The sequence below is a fragment of the Pokkaliibacter plantistimulans genome (assembly GCF_003194385.1).
Classification (GTDB): domain Bacteria; phylum Pseudomonadota; class Gammaproteobacteria; order Pseudomonadales; family Balneatricaceae; genus Pokkaliibacter; species Pokkaliibacter plantistimulans.
The window spans coordinates 1-15,644 of record NZ_LAPT01000062.1; the positions used below are offsets into that span (position 1 = coordinate 1).

9 protein-coding genes and 1 CRISPR repeat array are annotated in these 15,644 nt (G+C 60.9%); of the genes, 5 read left to right on the top strand and 4 right to left on the bottom strand.

The genetic code is table 11. From position 1 onward, the window contains the following. Positions 1-303 precede the first annotated feature (303 nt). From WH50_RS13085 to WH50_RS13100, 4 genes are read left to right on the top strand one after another with little or no spacing between them, the layout of a single operon-like run. Entirely contained in the window at positions 304-2,238 is a 1,935-nt protein-coding gene (locus tag WH50_RS13085) for an extracellular solute-binding protein (protein ID WP_207780299.1), read from the top strand. Then, positions 2,238-3,317, top strand: a complete 1,080-nt coding sequence (locus tag WH50_RS13090) for a microcin C ABC transporter permease YejB (protein ID WP_104153831.1) — start codon at positions 2,238-2,240, stop codon at positions 3,315-3,317. Before WH50_RS13085 ends, WH50_RS13090 begins: the two co-directional genes overlap by 1 nt. 8 nt (positions 3,318-3,325) lie before the next feature. Beyond that, on the top strand, positions 3,326-4,465 hold the full coding sequence (locus WH50_RS13095; RefSeq protein WP_110187776.1) for an ABC transporter permease: 1,140 nt from the start codon (positions 3,326-3,328) through the stop codon (positions 4,463-4,465). Beyond that, positions 4,465-6,054, top strand: coding sequence for an ABC transporter ATP-binding protein (locus WH50_RS13100; RefSeq protein WP_110187715.1), 1,590 nt, complete (start codon positions 4,465-4,467; stop codon positions 6,052-6,054). The genes WH50_RS13095 and WH50_RS13100 overlap by 1 nt, the downstream gene beginning before the upstream one ends. Positions 6,055-6,108: 54 nt before the next feature. Here WH50_RS13100 and WH50_RS13105 read toward each other — a convergent pair whose 3' ends face one another. Both WH50_RS13105 and WH50_RS13110 read right to left on the bottom strand, forming a co-directional pair. Next, entirely contained in the window at positions 6,109-6,588 is a 480-nt protein-coding gene (locus WH50_RS13105; protein WP_110187716.1) for a WbuC family cupin fold metalloprotein, read from the bottom strand. Continuing rightward, on the bottom strand, positions 6,581-7,216 hold the full coding sequence (locus tag WH50_RS13110; RefSeq protein ID WP_110187717.1) for a histidine phosphatase family protein: 636 nt from the start codon (positions 7,214-7,216) through the stop codon (positions 6,581-6,583). Before WH50_RS13110 ends, WH50_RS13105 begins: the two co-directional genes overlap by 8 nt. Before the next feature lie 192 nt (positions 7,217-7,408). Between WH50_RS13110 and WH50_RS13115 the strand changes: the two genes are divergently transcribed. Beyond that, the gene (locus WH50_RS13115; protein ID WP_110187718.1) at positions 7,409-10,201 is read left to right on the top strand and encodes a DUF2339 domain-containing protein; all 2,793 of its coding nucleotides are present in this window, start codon (positions 7,409-7,411) and stop codon (positions 10,199-10,201) included. Continuing rightward, positions 10,202-14,328: a CRISPR direct-repeat array (repeat unit 29 nt; unit sequence CGGTTTAGCCCCGCGGGCGCGGGGAACGC). 95 nt (positions 14,329-14,423) lie between these two features. Here the strand turns inward: WH50_RS13115 and cas2e are convergent. Further along, positions 14,424-14,717 carry a type I-E CRISPR-associated endoribonuclease Cas2e gene (gene cas2e, locus WH50_RS13120; RefSeq protein WP_104156204.1) on the bottom strand — a complete coding sequence of 98 codons (294 nt, stop codon included), beginning with the start codon at positions 14,715-14,717 and terminating at the stop codon, positions 14,424-14,426. Continuing rightward, positions 14,714-15,634 (bottom strand): type I-E CRISPR-associated endonuclease Cas1e, encoded by a 921-nt coding sequence (gene cas1e / locus WH50_RS13125; protein ID WP_110187719.1) that lies wholly within the window; start codon positions 15,632-15,634, stop codon positions 14,714-14,716. The genes cas2e and cas1e overlap by 4 nt, the downstream gene beginning before the upstream one ends. Positions 15,635-15,644 lie beyond the last annotated feature (10 nt).

Sequence of the window (15,644 nt, forward strand, 5' to 3'; positions counted from 1 at the left end):
TGAGCCTGTTTTTGACGCGGTGTTCGGCAACGCAGATAGATTTTCAACGACCTGTTAACACGAAGGCAAACAGGGGTCTGCTTCCTCTGTTTGCCTTCGTGATTCCTGCACACGACGCCCCGTCCTCGCCGGGTGAAACCTGCCTCTGCCTTTAGCGCCTGACTGGCATTTCGACTACCCTCAACTTCAAGGTAGCCAGGCAACACACTGCAACGCTCAGAGTGCTTCTATCCATGACGGGGTCTGGTTGGCCGAAATAAAACCCGGTAAGGTTGATGCCGAACTTTAGCGACAGGATGTTCCATGCTCCGGCTTTCAGGTCTTGATCAGGCACCTTCCCGGCCTAACCGCATTCCTTCTCGTCGAACAGCCTTTGTTCGCAGCCTTACCTCGTTCTGCATGATATTGCTGTCCTGCCTCCAGCTGGCACAGGCTGCGGATGACACTGCTGCAGCCAGCGCGGCGACCGTTGCGCAACCGCAGGCAACAGCACAGCATGCCTGGGCCATGTACGGAGCCCCTAAGTATCCGGCCGACTTCCGTCACTTTGCTTACGCCAACCCTGATGCACCCAAGGGCGGCACACTGAGGCGCTCCGCCATGGGCACCTTTGACAGCCTCAACTCCTTTATTTCCAAAGGCACACCAGCGGCAGCCTCCACGCTGCTCTACGACACCCTGATGGTGCACTCACAGGATGAAACCTCCAGCATCTATGGCCTGATCGCCCAGACCATTACCGTGCCTCCTGAGCGCACCTGGGTAGAGTTCGGCATCAACCCCAAGGCCCGCTTTCAGGACGGCCAGCCGATCACCGCGGCTGACGTCAAATTCTCCTTTGAAACCCTGATCAACAAAGGCAGCCCGCTCTACGCGGTGTATTATCACGACGTCACCGCTGTGGACATCAAAGACCCGCTGACCATCCGCTTCACCTTCAGGGATGGCAACAATCGCGAGCTGCCGCTGATTCTCGGCCAGCTGCCGATCTTTCCCGCCCATTACTGGCAGGACAAGGATTTCGCCGCTGCCAACCTCACCGTTCCGGTCGGCTCCGGTGCCTACACCGTGGAGAAGATCATTCCCGGCCGCACCATCGTCTATAAACGCCTGGACAACTACTGGGCCAAAGACTTACCGAGCCGCAAAGGCATCGATAACTTCGACCACCTGAGCTACGACTACTACCGCGATGGTGACGTCGCCCTGGAAGCTTTCAAGGCTGGAGAGTTCGATCTGAGGCAGGAAAACTCCGCCTCGCGCTGGGTGACACGCTACGATATTCCCGCCGTACATGACGGGCAGATTCTCAAATTATCGATCCCTGATCACAACCCCTCCGGCATGCAGGGCTACATCTACAACACCCGCCGCGAGCTGTTCCAGAATATCAAGGTGCGTGAGGCGCTGGCCTATGCCTATGACTTTGAGTGGGCCAACAAGAACCTGTCTTACGGTGGTCTGACCCGTACGCGCAGCTATTTCATGAACTCGGAAATGGAATCCACCGGCACGCCCAGTGCCGATGAACTGAGCCTGCTGGAGCCGCTGAAAGATGAGATTCCGGCGCGGGTGTTCAGCGAGCAGTACAATCCCCCGCAAACCGACGGCAGTGGCAATATTCGCCCACAGTTGCGACAGGCCTTACGCATTCTGCGTGAAGGTGGCTGGGAGATTCACGGCAATCGCCTGCTCAGCGACAAAACCGGCGAGCAGATGCGCTTTGAATTACTGATCTACTCCGACCCCGGCATGGAGCGCACGGTATTGCCTTATATCCGCAATCTGCGCCGCCTCGGCATTGATGTGGAAATACGCCGGGTCGACGTTACCCAGTTCATCAATCGTCTGCGTAGCTTCGACTTCGATATGACCGTGGCCGTGATCCCCATGTCCAACTCCCCCGGCAACGAACTGCGTGACTACTTCAACTCTGCCAATGCCAATGTGCCTGACAGCTCCAACCTGGCGGGCATCAGCAACCCGGCAGTGGATACGCTGGTAGAGAAGATCATCAACGCCCCGAGCAAAGAGATGTTTGTGGCCGCCTGTCAGGCGCTGGATCGGGTACTGCTGTGGAACTTCTATCTGGTGCCGCAGTTCACTATCCCCGACACCCATATTGCCGTGTGGGACAAGTTCGGCCGCCCCAGTACCTTGCCGTTGTACAGCCCCGGAATCGATACCTGGTGGGCCAAATCAGCTGAACATGCCGCCTCTAGCCAAGGAAATCCGTAATGGCCGCCTATATTGCCCGCCGCCTGCTGCTGATCATCCCTACCCTGTTTGGCATCCTGCTGCTGAACTTCATCATTATTCAGTCCGCCCCCGGCGGCCCGGTTGAACGGGCCATCGCTAACCTGCAGGGGCTGAACGTCAGTGCGACGGCACGTATCAGCGGTGAAGGCGGCTCCACCATGAGCAGCCAGCATCACGACTCGCGGGCAGCACGTGGCCTTGATCCGGAGCTGGTGAAGCGCATAGAAGCGCAGTACGGGTTCGACAAACCGCCAGCGGAACGCTTCTGGCTGATGGTCAAGAACTACCTGAGCTTCAACTTCGGCACCAGTTTCTATTCCGATAAGACCGTGCTGGAGCTGATCAAGGAGAAACTGCCGGTCTCCATCACCATCGGCCTGTGGACGACCCTGATCACCTATCTGGTATCCGTGCCACTGGGCATCCGCAAGGCCGTGCATCATGGCAGCCGCTTCGATGTCTGGACCAGTACCGCCATTACCGTCGGCTATGCCATTCCCAACTTCCTGTTTGCCATTCTGCTGATCGTCGTCTTCGCCGGAGGCACCTACTTCAGCTGGTTCCCGCTGCGAGGGCTGACCTCCGCCAACTTCGATCAGCTGAGCTGGGGGGGAAAAGTCATCGACTATCTCTGGCATATCACGCTGCCGGTGCTGGCCTCGGTGATTTCCAGCTTTGCCACCATGACCATGCTGACCAAGAACAGCTTTCTCGATGAAATTCACAAGCAGTATGTGATGACGGCCCGGGCCAAAGGGCTGGGTGAAAAGCGCATTCTCTACGGACACGTGTTCCGCAACGCCATGCTGCTGATCATCGCCAGCCTGCCCGCATCGCTGATCGGCATCTTCTTCACCGGCTCCATGCTGGTGGAAGTGATTTTCTCCCTCGATGGCCTCGGCCTGCTGGGCTTTGAATCGGTGATGAACCGCGACTATCCGGTGGTGTTCGGCACCCTGTTCATCTTTACCCTGATTGGCCTGCTGCTGAAACTGATCAGCGACATTACCTATGTTCTGGTTGATCCCCGCATTGATTTCGAGAGCCGCGAACAATGAGTACCGACATGCCGACTTCTGCAGCCGCCGGCACCGCCTCCGTCACTGCCGGCAATCCACCCAAGCGACGTCGCTTGAGCCCCATCAACCAGCGTCGTCTGGCGATTTTCAAAAACCACCGTCGTGGCTACTGGTCATTCTGGCTGATGCTGGTCCTGTTTGTGCTCAGCCTGGGGGCCGAGCTGATCGCCAATGAGCGCCCGCTACTGGTGCGCTATAACGATCAGTGGTACTTCCCGCAGCTGCATGACTACTCCGAACTGACCTTTGGCGGCGAGTTCGATATGTATGCCGACTATAAGGACCCCTTTGTCGCCAGGCAGATCAATGAACATGGCTGGATGCTGTGGCCGCCCATCCGCTTCAGCTACGACACCATCAATTTTGACCTGCCGACCCCCGCCCCGTCTGCGCCCACCACCACCAACCTGCTGGGTACCGATGATCAGGGCCGTGATGTGCTGGCAAGGGTCATCTACGGCTTCCGTGTATCCATGCTGTTTGCCCTGACACTGACAATTGCATCTTCCGTCATCGGCATTGTGGCGGGTGCGGTGCAGGGCTACTACGGCGGCAAGGTGGACCTGTTCTTTCAGCGCTTTATCGAGATCTGGTCGGGCCTGCCGGTGCTGTTCCTGCTGATTATTCTCAGCAATATCGTGCAGCCCAACTTCTGGTGGCTGCTGGGCATCATGCTGCTGTTCAGCTGGATGAGTCTGGTGGATGTGGTCAGGGCCGAATTCCTGCGCAGCCGTAATCTGGAATATGTTCGCGCCGCCCGCACGCTGGGCATGGGCAATGGTCGCATCATGTTCAAGCACATCCTGCCCAATGCCATGGTCGCGACCCTGACCTTTATGCCCTTTATATTCAATGGCTCGCTGGTGACGCTGACCTCCCTCGACTTTCTCGGTTTCGGTCTGCCGCTGGGCTCCCCTTCACTGGGCGAGCTGCTGGAACAGGGCAAGAACAATCTGCAGGCGCCCTGGCTGGGTATCTCCGCCTTCGTCGTGCTGTCGGCCATGCTGACCATGCTGATTTTCATCGGTGAGGCCGTGCGCGATGCCTTTGACCCGCGCAGTACCTTCGTTCCCGCTGCCAGCCAACCTGCAGCAACACCCCAGACCAGCAACGGAGAGCAGCACTGATGAGCACCACTACTTCTCCATTGCTGCAGGTAGACAACCTGTGGGTTAGCTTCAATGGCCATCCGGTGGTCAAGGGCGTCAGCTTCTGCGTGCAGAAAGGCCAGACTCTGGCACTGGTCGGCGAGTCAGGCTCGGGTAAGTCGGTGACTGCGCAGTCGATCCTGCGCCTGCTGCCCTACCCCAGCGCCAGCCATCCTCAGGGCCGTATCCTGTTTGATGGGCAGTCACTGCTGGAACTGGGCCAACAGGGGATCCGGCAGATCCGCGGCAACCGCATTGCCATGATTTTTCAGGAGCCGATGACCTCGCTCAACCCGCTGCATACCATCGAAAAGCAGATCACCGAGATTCTCGAACTGCATGTGGGTCTGCGCGGTGCGGCAGCCCGCAAGCGCACACTGGAGTTACTGGAGTGGGTCAAACTGCCTGACCCGCCCAGCCAGCTGCAGCGCTACCCCCATGAACTGTCCGGCGGTCAGCGCCAGCGGGTGATGATCGCCATGGCACTGGCCAACGAGCCTGAGTTGCTGATTGCCGACGAGCCGACGACCGCGCTGGACGTCACCATCCAGAAGCAGATTCTCGACCTGCTGAAAGAACTGCAGCAACGTCTGGGCATGGCGATACTGCTGATCACCCACGACCTCAATATCGTTCGCCACTACGCCGATGAAGTCTGCGTGCTGTATCACGGTGAGCAGCAGGAGTACCGCCCCACGGCCGAGCTGTTTGCCGCTCCGCAGGCAAGCTACACCCGTACCCTGCTGGCGGCAGAGCCATCGGGCACACCGGCGCCGCTGGCAGCTGACGCCGCCGAGCGGCTGCAAGGTCATGACCTGAAGATCTGGTTCCCCATCAAGCGGGGGTTCTTCAGGAAAGTCAGCAGCCATGTGAAAGCCGTAGATGGCGTCAACTTATCACTGCGTGCGGGAGAAACCCTGGGTGTGGTGGGCGAGTCGGGCTCAGGTAAGACCACACTGGGACTGGCACTGGTCAAACTGCTGGGGTATCAGGGCGAGCTGAGTTTTGATGGTCAGTCCCTGCAGGGGATGAATCAGAAAGCCTTCAAACCTCTGCGGCGACGTATCCAGATGGTGTTTCAGGATCCCTATGGCAGCCTCAGCCCCCGTATGACCATCGGTGAAATTATCGCCGAAGGTTTACAGGTGCATGCCATGGGCTCCGACACTGAACAGGAGCAGGCGGTGATCACTGCCCTGCAGGAAGTCGGTCTCGACCCGGCCAGCCGCCATCGCTACCCCCATGAGTTCTCCGGCGGGCAGCGCCAGCGGATCAGCATCGCTCGTGCGCTGGTACTGAAACCCGAGGTCATCATTCTTGATGAACCGACCTCAGCGCTGGATCGCACGGTGCAGTCACAGATCATCGACCTGCTACGTAACCTGCAGCAGAAGTACGGCCTGAGTTATGTCTTTATCAGTCATGATCTCAGTGTCGTGCGGGCGCTCAGCCACCGGCTGCTGGTAATGTATCAGGGCAAGGTGGTGGAAGCCGGAGAGGCTGCCGATGTATTTGACCGCCCCCAGCATCAGTACACCCGCACCCTGATGCAGGCCGCACTGGGCTAACGCGCCCCCGCAAGTCCCTCTTCTCTTATGGAAGAGGGACTTATGCTGAGCATGTCAGGCTGAAGGGGATACCCGCTGCATCTGCTGCAGAAAAGCTGCCACCCCCGCATCACCTTCTGCCGGTGCCCAGGGAGCAAAGTCGGTTTTGACCTCAGGCCGGTAGGGGCCGGGTTTGATTTCCATGACCACGGCAGGCCCATCCAGCGGGTACAGGCTGTGCCAGGTGTGAGCATCAAACTCCAGCGCACAGAGCGCGCCTCCCGTCTCCAGCCGATGCCGGCTCAGCTCGCGGCCATCCTCGCTGAACGTCACCACCATCATCCTGCCCTGCAGCATCAGCAACAGCTCACGCTTGTCTTCCTGCCGGTGACAATGAGGGCGCACATAGGTGCCGGGCTGCAAGGCGATACACACCCGCTGCACCGGCTCATCGTGACTGGCATGCAGCAGTAGGTGACTGCGTAGCCGTGGTGAGGCGGCGGCCTGCGCCAGCAAGGCATCAAACAACGACTGGTCGAGCAATATATCAGCCATGGTGAAAGCCCTCTACAACGGTAGCCTGAGCCTGCGGCGCCAGCAGCCAGCGTGCCTCTGCGGTCTGCAGATGTGGCTGATGCCGGTGCAGGGCGGTGCTGACTCCGGCCGCCCAGGTACAGCTGATCTGCAGGGTGTCGCCATGAGCTACCAGCAACAGGGTCTGCTGCTGGTAGCGCTGCTCCAGCTCAGCAATCAGCCCCAGCACCCGCCGTGCCACTGCCGTGGTGCTTTCTACTCCCCACTGCTGATGATCTGCATTTTGTTCATCCTGCCGCCACACGTCGGCATAGTGCTGATCTCCCAGCCCTTCCAGCTCGCCGAAGCTGCGCTCACGCAGGGTAGCGGACAGCTCCAGAGGGGCGGAGAAAAACGCCGCAGCCGCTTCGGCCGTCTGTTTTGCCCGCAGAAAGTCAGAGCTGAAAATACGATCCGGCTTCGGCAGTGACCAGCCCTCAAGCGTCGCGGCCACCTGCCCACGCCCACGGCCGGTCAGACCATAGCGGCTGCAGCCGATCTCAGGCGTACTGACAATGATGCCCTGCCCGTTCGCTTCGCTATGCCCATGACGCATAACCAGATACCGATTGGACCACGACTGCCCTGTCTTGCTGTCACCCTTACCCATTTACTTCACCTGACACTGTGTTACCTGATACCGCTCACCTGGTACTGCTCACCTGTTGAGCCATGACCATCGACGCATTCTGTTGATATTGCTGACCAGAACTTTACCCCTCCCGGCCAACTCCCCATTCGCTGAATCACTGGCTGCAGAGTAAACTCCTTACCTTACCTATTTACTCCACAGGAGCAACGAATGGAGTCGTTAATGATGCTGCTTGGCCTTGGCCTGCTGCTGGCTCTGGGGTTCAGCCTGATTGGCGTGCCCCTGCTGATGCGCAAGGTCAACCGTTTGGAGCAGCAGCTATGGGACGTGCAGCACCAGCTAGCACAGCGCAGCCAGAACCAGCCGCAACCCACCTCCTCCGCTACCACTGCCGCAGCTGCAGCGTCCGTATCGACAGCTGAACAGCCAGCCTCTGCCGCCAGCACCGTCAGTCCGACAAGCGATTCCATCCGTCCGCCGCAATCGCCGGCCAAGGAATCCACGGCTCAAGCAGATACGCACAACACCACCGCGCAGCCGTCCCCCTGGGGGCGACAAGCACCGGCTGAGACTCAGCGCGCAGCCAGCACAGAATCACTGCAGCCGCTCACGGCTCAGGCTCCGTCAAGCCTGTTCGACAAACTGCTGGCACTGGGCAAGGGTCACTTTACTCAGGACAACTGGCCCGTCCTTACCGGCATCATTGTGCTGTTCTTCGGCGTCAGCTACCTGATCAAGTATGCAGCTGACAACAACCTGCTGCCCATCGAACTACGCCTGCTGGGTGTGATGCTGCTGGGTGCAGTACTGATCGGCGTGGGCTGGCGCATGCGCCATCGCGACAGCCACTACAGTACCCTGCTGCAGGGCGGGGGTTTTGGCCTACTGTTTATTACCCTGTTTGCCACCTACCGCTTCTACGGCCTGCTCCCGGCCAGTGTGACCTTCGCTGCGATGTTAGGCGTTGTGCTGTTTGCCAGTTTTCTGGCGGTCCGTCAGAACAGCCTGATCCTCGCAGTACTGGGCTCGCTCGGCGGCTATCTGGCCCCCCTGCTGGCCTCCAGTGACAGCGGTAACCATATCGGTCTGTTCAGCTACTACGAAGTGCTGAACCTCGGCCTGCTGGCGATGGCCTGGTTCAGGGCCTGGCGTCTGCTCAATCTGATTGGTTTTGTCTTCTGCTTCACGCTGCTGGGGATGTGGATGGCCCACGGGTACAGCCCGGCCGACCAGCTGTCCACCGGCGTATTTGTCGCCCTGTACTTCCTCCACTATGCCGTCCTCAGCCTGCTTTATGGCCTGCGACGGGCACCGCGCTTCCGTGATTATCTGGATGCCACACTGCTGTTCGGCACGCCGACGGTCTGCGCCGGGCTGAATTATCTGCTGCTGAACGATCTCGACTACGGTTTGCCACTGGCCACGCTGGCCATGGCTAGCGTCTACGCACTGATGGCCTGCTGGCTGCACGCGCGTCAGCAGTTGCCCCTGCTGCAGGATACCTATGCCGCGCTGACGCTGATGCTGGCGACCCTGGCCATCGCCTATGCCGCCAGCGACTTCTGGACCGGAGCTATCTATGCACTGGAAGGCGCTGGCTGTGTGTGGATCAGCCATCGTACCCAGCGTCCGTTACTGGGCTACTGGGGCATTCTGGTGCAACTGATCAGCGGCTATTACTTTGCCGACGCCAGCCTGTATCAGTCACCGACTTCCCTGCTTGATCCGACCCTGCTTGGCGATGTGCTGCTGGTCGCCGCTGCACTGCTCAGCATGGGCTGGTTGCCGCATCAGACGCAGGCCATGAGTACGCTGGGCAAACGCCTGCTGCAACTGCCGGCCATTGACTCCATCTCGCAACTGCTGCGTTACGCGCTGGCCGTCTGGAGCCTGGGCTGGTGGCTGCATTTTGGTTGTGAGGCAGTGCCGCTGATCTTCAACCATGGCACAGAGGGCAGCCCTTATGACTACCGCTGGCAACCGGGTTGGATGGCATTCTGGACCTTGTCACTGCTGATCACCAGCGTCCTGCACAGCCTCACCCGCTGGTCGCTGTTGACTGCGGCACCGGCCATCTGGCTGGGGTTGGGCAGCGCCACTCTGGTATGCCAGATGGCCGAATATCAGCATCTGGGCTTCGCTGCCGGACAAGGCTGGAGCTGGCTGTGGCTTGGCGCGTTTTATTTGGCCCTGTGGTGGCATGACCAGCCCCTGTTCGCCGATCAGCCACCGCGTGGAGCAGACGCACTGCACGCCTGGCTGGGGCTGCTGTGGACAGCGGCCGTCAGTCAGGAAATCTACTGGCAGGCCAGCCATCGTCTGGGCAGTGCAGACTGGGGTCTGTGTCTCGCACTACTGCCGTGGATGATCGCACTGCTGAAAATGACCTACTACCACGGCTGGCCCTTCGCTCGCCATCAGCGTGGATACGGCTGGCTGCTACAGGCATCGGCACTGGTACTGGTTGCAGGCTCACTACTGACGCTGATTCTGCCCGGTGATCTGCCTCCCTGGCCGTCCATCCCGCTGCTGAACCCTCTTGATCTGCTGTTGATGGCGGCCGCCGCTGTGCTCTGTCTGGCCCGCAGCCAGCTGCAACTGGAACGCCTCAGTGTCGGCGGCTGGTTGGTGGTCGGTCTGATCGGGCTGGCGCAGTTGTCAGCCATCGGTCTGCGTACACTGCACCACTGGCTGGATGTGCCGTACACCCTGTGGGGGCTGTTTGCCAGCTCCGCCGCGCAGGCCTGGCTGTCGATACTCTGGTGCTTCTGTGGTCTGGCGCTGGCCATCGTCGGCAATCGCAAGCTGGCCTCACGCCCGGTATGGTATGCCGGTGCTGGTCTGCTGCTGGTAGTGCTGGCCAAGCTCTATCTTGTTGACCTGCATGGTACAGGCACACTGGCGCGGGTGGTGTCCTTTATCGGCGTCGGTCTGCTGCTGGTCGTAGTGGGTTACTGGTTTCCAGTGCCGAAACAGACCATGGAAAACGACGAAGGACAATAGCCAGTAAGCCCCGCGGGCGCGGGGAACGCGTAAGGGCAAGTTAACTTTTGCTTAATAAATGGCAGTAAGCCCCGCGGGCGCGGGGAACGCACGTTATTACAGGGTCAGTAACCGTGGTTGAGCGGTTTAGCCCCGCGGGCGCGGGGAACGCACGTTATTACAGGGTCAGTAACCGTGGTTGAGCGGTTTAGCCCCGCGGGCGCGGGGAACGCAAGTTCGAACTCACGTTCACACATAGAACCTCCGGTTTAGCCCCGCGGGCGCGGGGAACGCGGGTTATTCTCACGGCTTTGCTCTGACCAATCCGGTTTAGCCCCGCGGGCGCGGGGAACGCAATACCGACATTACCGGGCGCCCACGTGAGCCCGGTTTAGCCCCGCGGGCGCGGGGAACGCTTCAACTCCAAGTAGGTTAGTAGGCGTTGCGGCGGTTTAGCCCCGCGGGCGCGGGGAACGCCCACACAGGGAGATAATGAAATCCTGCAGTGACGGTTTAGCCCCGCGGGCGCGGGGAACGCTACTGAATCGTAATCGTCAGCCTCGATAATGGCGGTTTAGCCCCGCGGGCGCGGGGAACGCCTCGATCCAAACCGGCACATCACAGAGAGTGCCGGTTTAGCCCCGCGGGCGCGGGGAACGCTCGATGCCGATCTGGCGCAAGCGAGCACGATGCGGTTTAGCCCCGCGGGCGCGGGGAACGCTCGATGCCGATCTGGCGCAAGCGAGCACGATGCGGTTTAGCCCCGCGGGCGCGGGGAACGCTCTTGCTACTCTCCGTTATCGTCATTCAATTCCGGTTTAGCCCCGCGGGCGCGGGGAACGCTGTCTCTGCTGGTTTTCTGGTTTTGCCACAGCCGGTTTAGCCCCGCGGGCGCGGGGAACGCAAATTGGGCCTTGCGACTGCCCGTTCAGATGACGGTTTAGCCCCGCGGGCGCGGGGAACGCTATTACGCAGGCGCTGGCCTGTGCCAAGTGGACAAGGGCACGGTTTAGCCCCGCGGGCGCGGGGAACGCTGGGGAGTGCCGCGCGGAAAATGCGCTCGATTCGGTTTAGCCCCGCGGGCGCGGGGAACGCCGCTGCTATCTGGATGCAGAACGCGAACGAACCGGTTTAGCCCCGCGGGCGCGGGGAACGCACCGTCTTTGTAGTATATGCCAATCCATCTATCGGTTTAGCCCCGCGGGCGCGGGGAACGCACCGCATCAGCCACGTCATCATAGAACTCAGCCGGTTTAGCCCCGCGGGCGCGGGGAACGCACCGCATCAGCCACGTCATCATAGAACTCAGCCGGTTTAGCCCCGCGGGCGCGGGGAACGCATGGTTCACCCGTGAATAGAACGAATCGACTACGGTTTAGCCCCGCGGGCGCGGGGAACGCCTGGGTGTTATTCAGCGGGCGACCAAGGCGACCGGTTTAGCCCCGCGGGCGCGGGGAACGCGCAACATATCAACCTGTGACTGGCTAACCTCTCGGTTTAGCCCCGCGGGCGCGGGGAACGCGCAGCAACACCCACATCAGCGCGTTAGCGTTGCGGTTTAGCCCCGCGGGCGCGGGGAACGCATCTGTGACCGCTGGCGTCGGCCAAGGTTTTTCGGTTTAGCCCCGCGGGCGCGGGGAACGCCCCAACAATCTAACATGGAAGCATGGCGCTAGCGGTTTAGCCCCGCGGGCGCGGGGAACGCGCGCGCCAATATTTTTGTTTCTGAGCGGTCAGCGGTTTAGCCCCGCGGGCGCGGGGAACGCTCTGATGATACTTGCGAGTTGTGTTCAGTGTACGGTTTAGCCCCGCGGGCGCGGGGAACGCTGTCGGATGGTGGTCATCATTGGATTCATGGTCGGTTTAGCCCCGCGGGCGCGGGGAACGCGATTGTCCAGCCGCCATCCTCATCTGCGCGCTCGGTTTAGCCCCGCGGGCGCGGGGAACGCGGGCTGCGAAATTTAGGAGAGTTGTGAGGTGGCGGTTTAGCCCCGCGGGCGCGGGGAACGCTATACCATTTGCGCCACTCATCCGATGGCGCTACGGTTTAGCCCCGCGGGCGCGGGGAACGCATGCCCTGATCCTGCAACCAATCGGCCACGACCGGTTTAGCCCCGCGGGCGCGGGGAACGCCCGAACTCATCACAGATCTGGATGACTCTCTGCGGTTTAGCCCCGCGGGCGCGGGGAACGCCCCTGTTATCCGCGTCATTTGCTGCCCAGCGGCGGTTTAGCCCCGCGGGCGCGGGGAACGCGCCAGTAGGGTGTATTTTTTTGTCCAGACTGACGGTTTAGCCCCGCGGGCGCGGGGAACGCTCCTCAAGTGCCTTATCTATGTTCTGGCGTGCCGGTTTAGCCCCGCGGGCGCGGGGAACGCTCGATTTCCAGCGATGAAACAGCCATTCCTGACGGTTTAGCCCCGCGGGCGCGGGGAACGCGGCATTTGGTGACATATTTGCCTCAGCTGATACGGTTTAGCCCCGCGGGCGCGGGGAACGCACAACCACCACATTGCAAGAGGTCCGTGAGGACGGTTTAGCCCCGCGGGCGCGGGGAACGCTCGATTTCCAGCGATGAAACAGCCATTCCTGACGGTTTAGCCCCGCGGGCGCGGGGAACGCGAGCCGCATTTGCTTCAGCTTGTGCTCCAGCACGGTTTAGCCCCGCGGGCGCGGGGAACGCCTCCGGGCAATGCTGATAACGGCTACTCAGACCGGTTTAGCCCCGCGGGCGCGGGGAACGCAGAAAGAGGCCAGCAATATCATGGGCCGACGCCGGTTTAGCCCCGCGGGCGCGGGGAACGCTTGCGCAATTGCAGCAGCTGACGAGTGCAGTCCGGTTTAGCCCCGCGGGCGCGGGGAACGCCGACATAGCGCTTGATGCTGATGGCCATCAGTCGGTTTAGCCCCGCGGGCGCGGGGAACGCTGGATTTTGGCACTGCGGTTCATGCAGCAATTCGGTTTAGCCCCGCGGGCGCGGGGAACGCTTACAGCTTTGCATTTGAGCGCCTATCGCGAGGCGGTTTAGCCCCGCGGGCGCGGGGAACGCTGCGGCACCTGAGTAATCAATGCCCCATGATGCGGTTTAGCCCCGCGGGCGCGGGGAACGCGCACCAGTTAGCTGGTCTGCAAGACGTTTGGCCGGTTTAGCCCCGCGGGCGCGGGGAACGCTGAGCAGAGCGGTTCAGAACACCATCACCGCCCGGTTTAGCCCCGCGGGCGCGGGGAACGCCGGTATCAACCAGTGTAGGCGTTGAGATATTCCGGTTTAGCCCCGCGGGCGCGGGGAACGCCCGGTGATCAGTTTCATTTTCCGCCTCCAAAACGGTTTAGCCCCGCGGGCGCGGGGAACGCTAATGGCTGGGCGAATGGATATGGCTCAGGTGCGGTTTAGCCCCGCGGGCGCGGGGAACGCTCGATACTGCGTTTTGTGGTTTTGTGGACCAGCGGTTTAGCCCCGCGGGCGCGGGGAACGCGTCTTCACAGCATACCTGGTAAACCTGCAGTACGGTTTAGCCCCGCGGGCGCGGGGAACGCATCAGGCCCGATGGCAGCTATCAGGAAATTTACGGTTTAGCCCCGCGGGCGCGGGGAACGCACAATTGAAAGTGAGCTGGATTCTGAAGCCGCTGGTTTAGCCCCGCGGGCGCGGGGAACGCTCATTGACGCCTACCATTTTTGGTCGGACCCGCGGTTTAGCCCCGCGGGCGCGGGGAACGCCCACATCCAGATAATCCGCCAAACTGTTAACGCGGTTTAGCCCCGCGGGCGCGGGGAACGCGTGAAAATGAAAGGTAGCCAATGCCTTATTGGGCGGTTTAGCCCCGCGGGCGCGGGGAACGCCTGGGCACGAGCACCCCGAAACAATGGATTACCGGTTTAGCCCCGCGGGCGCGGGGAACGCACAGACGAAGTGCACAGATTGAAGGCGCCAGGCGGTTTAGCCCCGCGGGCGCGGGGAACGCTGGTGTAGGCTGAGAAGTTCTAAAAAGTACCTCGGTTTAGCCCCGCGGGCGCGGGGAACGCGCGCCATTGCCAAGATGTTCGGAGGCAAAGCGCGGTTTAGCCCCGCGGGCGCGGGGAACGCGGTCTTGGCGGGGACGAGTCGCCCGGATCGTGAGGTTTAGCCCCGCGGGCGCGGGGAACGCACTTGATGGATACTATTGTTTTTAAAGGTCTTTTTCACCCTCTAAATTTCCACCAACTATTCGATCATTTTTCCGTCTTGTTAAAGAGCGCTAACCTATTGATTTTCAACAGGTAGAAAAGACACCAGCCGCAACCCATCCCAGTCCACCGGCATACGCCGGTTACTGCCATAGGTTTGAAAGTCAAACCCTGACTCCGTGTTGGTGGCCCAGGCCATCACCACATTGCCCTGCTCGGCCAGTGCGTTGATCTGTTCCCAGATCATCTCTCTGATACGCCGTGAGGTATCGCCGATATAGACCCCTGCCCTGACTTCCAGCAGCCAGACAGCAAGGCGTCCGCGTAACCGTGGCGGTACATTTTCAGTAACAACCACCAGCATGCTCATCGATGGCTCCGGTGCCCGGCATCGCCGGACGGCGCAGGTTCGGGAATGGCAGGGGGTTGGGCATCCGCAGGCGCGGCAGGCGGTGCAATTTCTCCGGCGGCGAGTACGTCTTCAATCAGCGGGATCAGTTTGCCCAGCACCTGTGAGGAGCGAAATATATCGCGACAGGCCAGCCGTACTTCCTGATCCGGTTTGCCAGGGCGTTTGGCCGCAATCTCGAACGCTTTGGGCACCACGGTATCGAATTTGATGATGTCGGCGATGTCGTAGACGAAAGACAGGGGTTTGCCACTGTGCACAAAACCGATGGCGGGGGCATAACCGGCGGCCAGCACGGCGGCTTCGGTAATGCCGTACAGGCAGGAAGTGGCCGCACTGATGCACTGGTTGACGATGTCACCCCGTGCCCAGTCGTTGGGGTCGTAATTGCGCCCCTTCCACTCCACGCCAAAGCGCTGGGCCAGCAGTTTGTAGGTTTCCCGCACTCGGGCACCTTCAATACCGCGTAGCTGTTCCACTGAACGACGGCTGGGTACCGGTTCACCAAAGCGCAGCTCAAACATTTTGCGCACTACCTTAAGCCGCAGCTCTTCATCCAGCGCCAGTTTGGCCTGATAGAGCAGGCGGTCAGAACGCGCGCCACCGGGCTGGCCCGCAGCGTACAGCCTGACGCCCGCTTCCCCCACCCATACCAGCAAGGTCCCCACGGTGGCAGCCAGTTTGATCGCCGCATGGGAAACACGGGTGCCCGGCTCCAGCATGATGCAGGCCACTGATCCGACCGGGATATGAGTCCGTACTCCGGTGGCATCGATGAGCACAAAGGCACCGTCGATCACGTCGATCTGGCCGTATTGCAGAAACACCAGAGACACCCGGTCTTTCAGCGGGATGGGGTTGAGCGGGACAAAGGCCATCGTGCCCTCC

Coding starts and splice junctions, on each gene's coding strand:
- WH50_RS13085 (WP_207780299.1), top strand. CDS start 304: ATGCTCCGGCTTTCAGGTCTTGATCAGGCACCTTCCCGGCCTAACCGC.
- WH50_RS13090 (WP_104153831.1), top strand. CDS start 2,238: ATGGCCGCCTATATTGCCCGCCGCCTGCTGCTGATCATCCCTACCCTG.
- WH50_RS13095 (WP_110187776.1), top strand. CDS start 3,326: ATGCCGACTTCTGCAGCCGCCGGCACCGCCTCCGTCACTGCCGGCAAT.
- WH50_RS13100 (WP_110187715.1), top strand. CDS start 4,465: ATGAGCACCACTACTTCTCCATTGCTGCAGGTAGACAACCTGTGGGTT.
- WH50_RS13105 (WP_110187716.1), bottom strand. CDS start 6,588: ATGGCTGATATATTGCTCGACCAGTCGTTGTTTGATGCCTTGCTGGCG.
- WH50_RS13110 (WP_110187717.1), bottom strand. CDS start 7,216: ATGGGTAAGGGTGACAGCAAGACAGGGCAGTCGTGGTCCAATCGGTAT.
- WH50_RS13115 (WP_110187718.1), top strand. CDS start 7,409: ATGGAGTCGTTAATGATGCTGCTTGGCCTTGGCCTGCTGCTGGCTCTG.
- cas2e (WP_104156204.1), bottom strand. CDS start 14,717: ATGAGCATGCTGGTGGTTGTTACTGAAAATGTACCGCCACGGTTACGC.
- cas1e (WP_110187719.1), bottom strand. CDS start 15,634: ATGGCCTTTGTCCCGCTCAACCCCATCCCGCTGAAAGACCGGGTGTCT.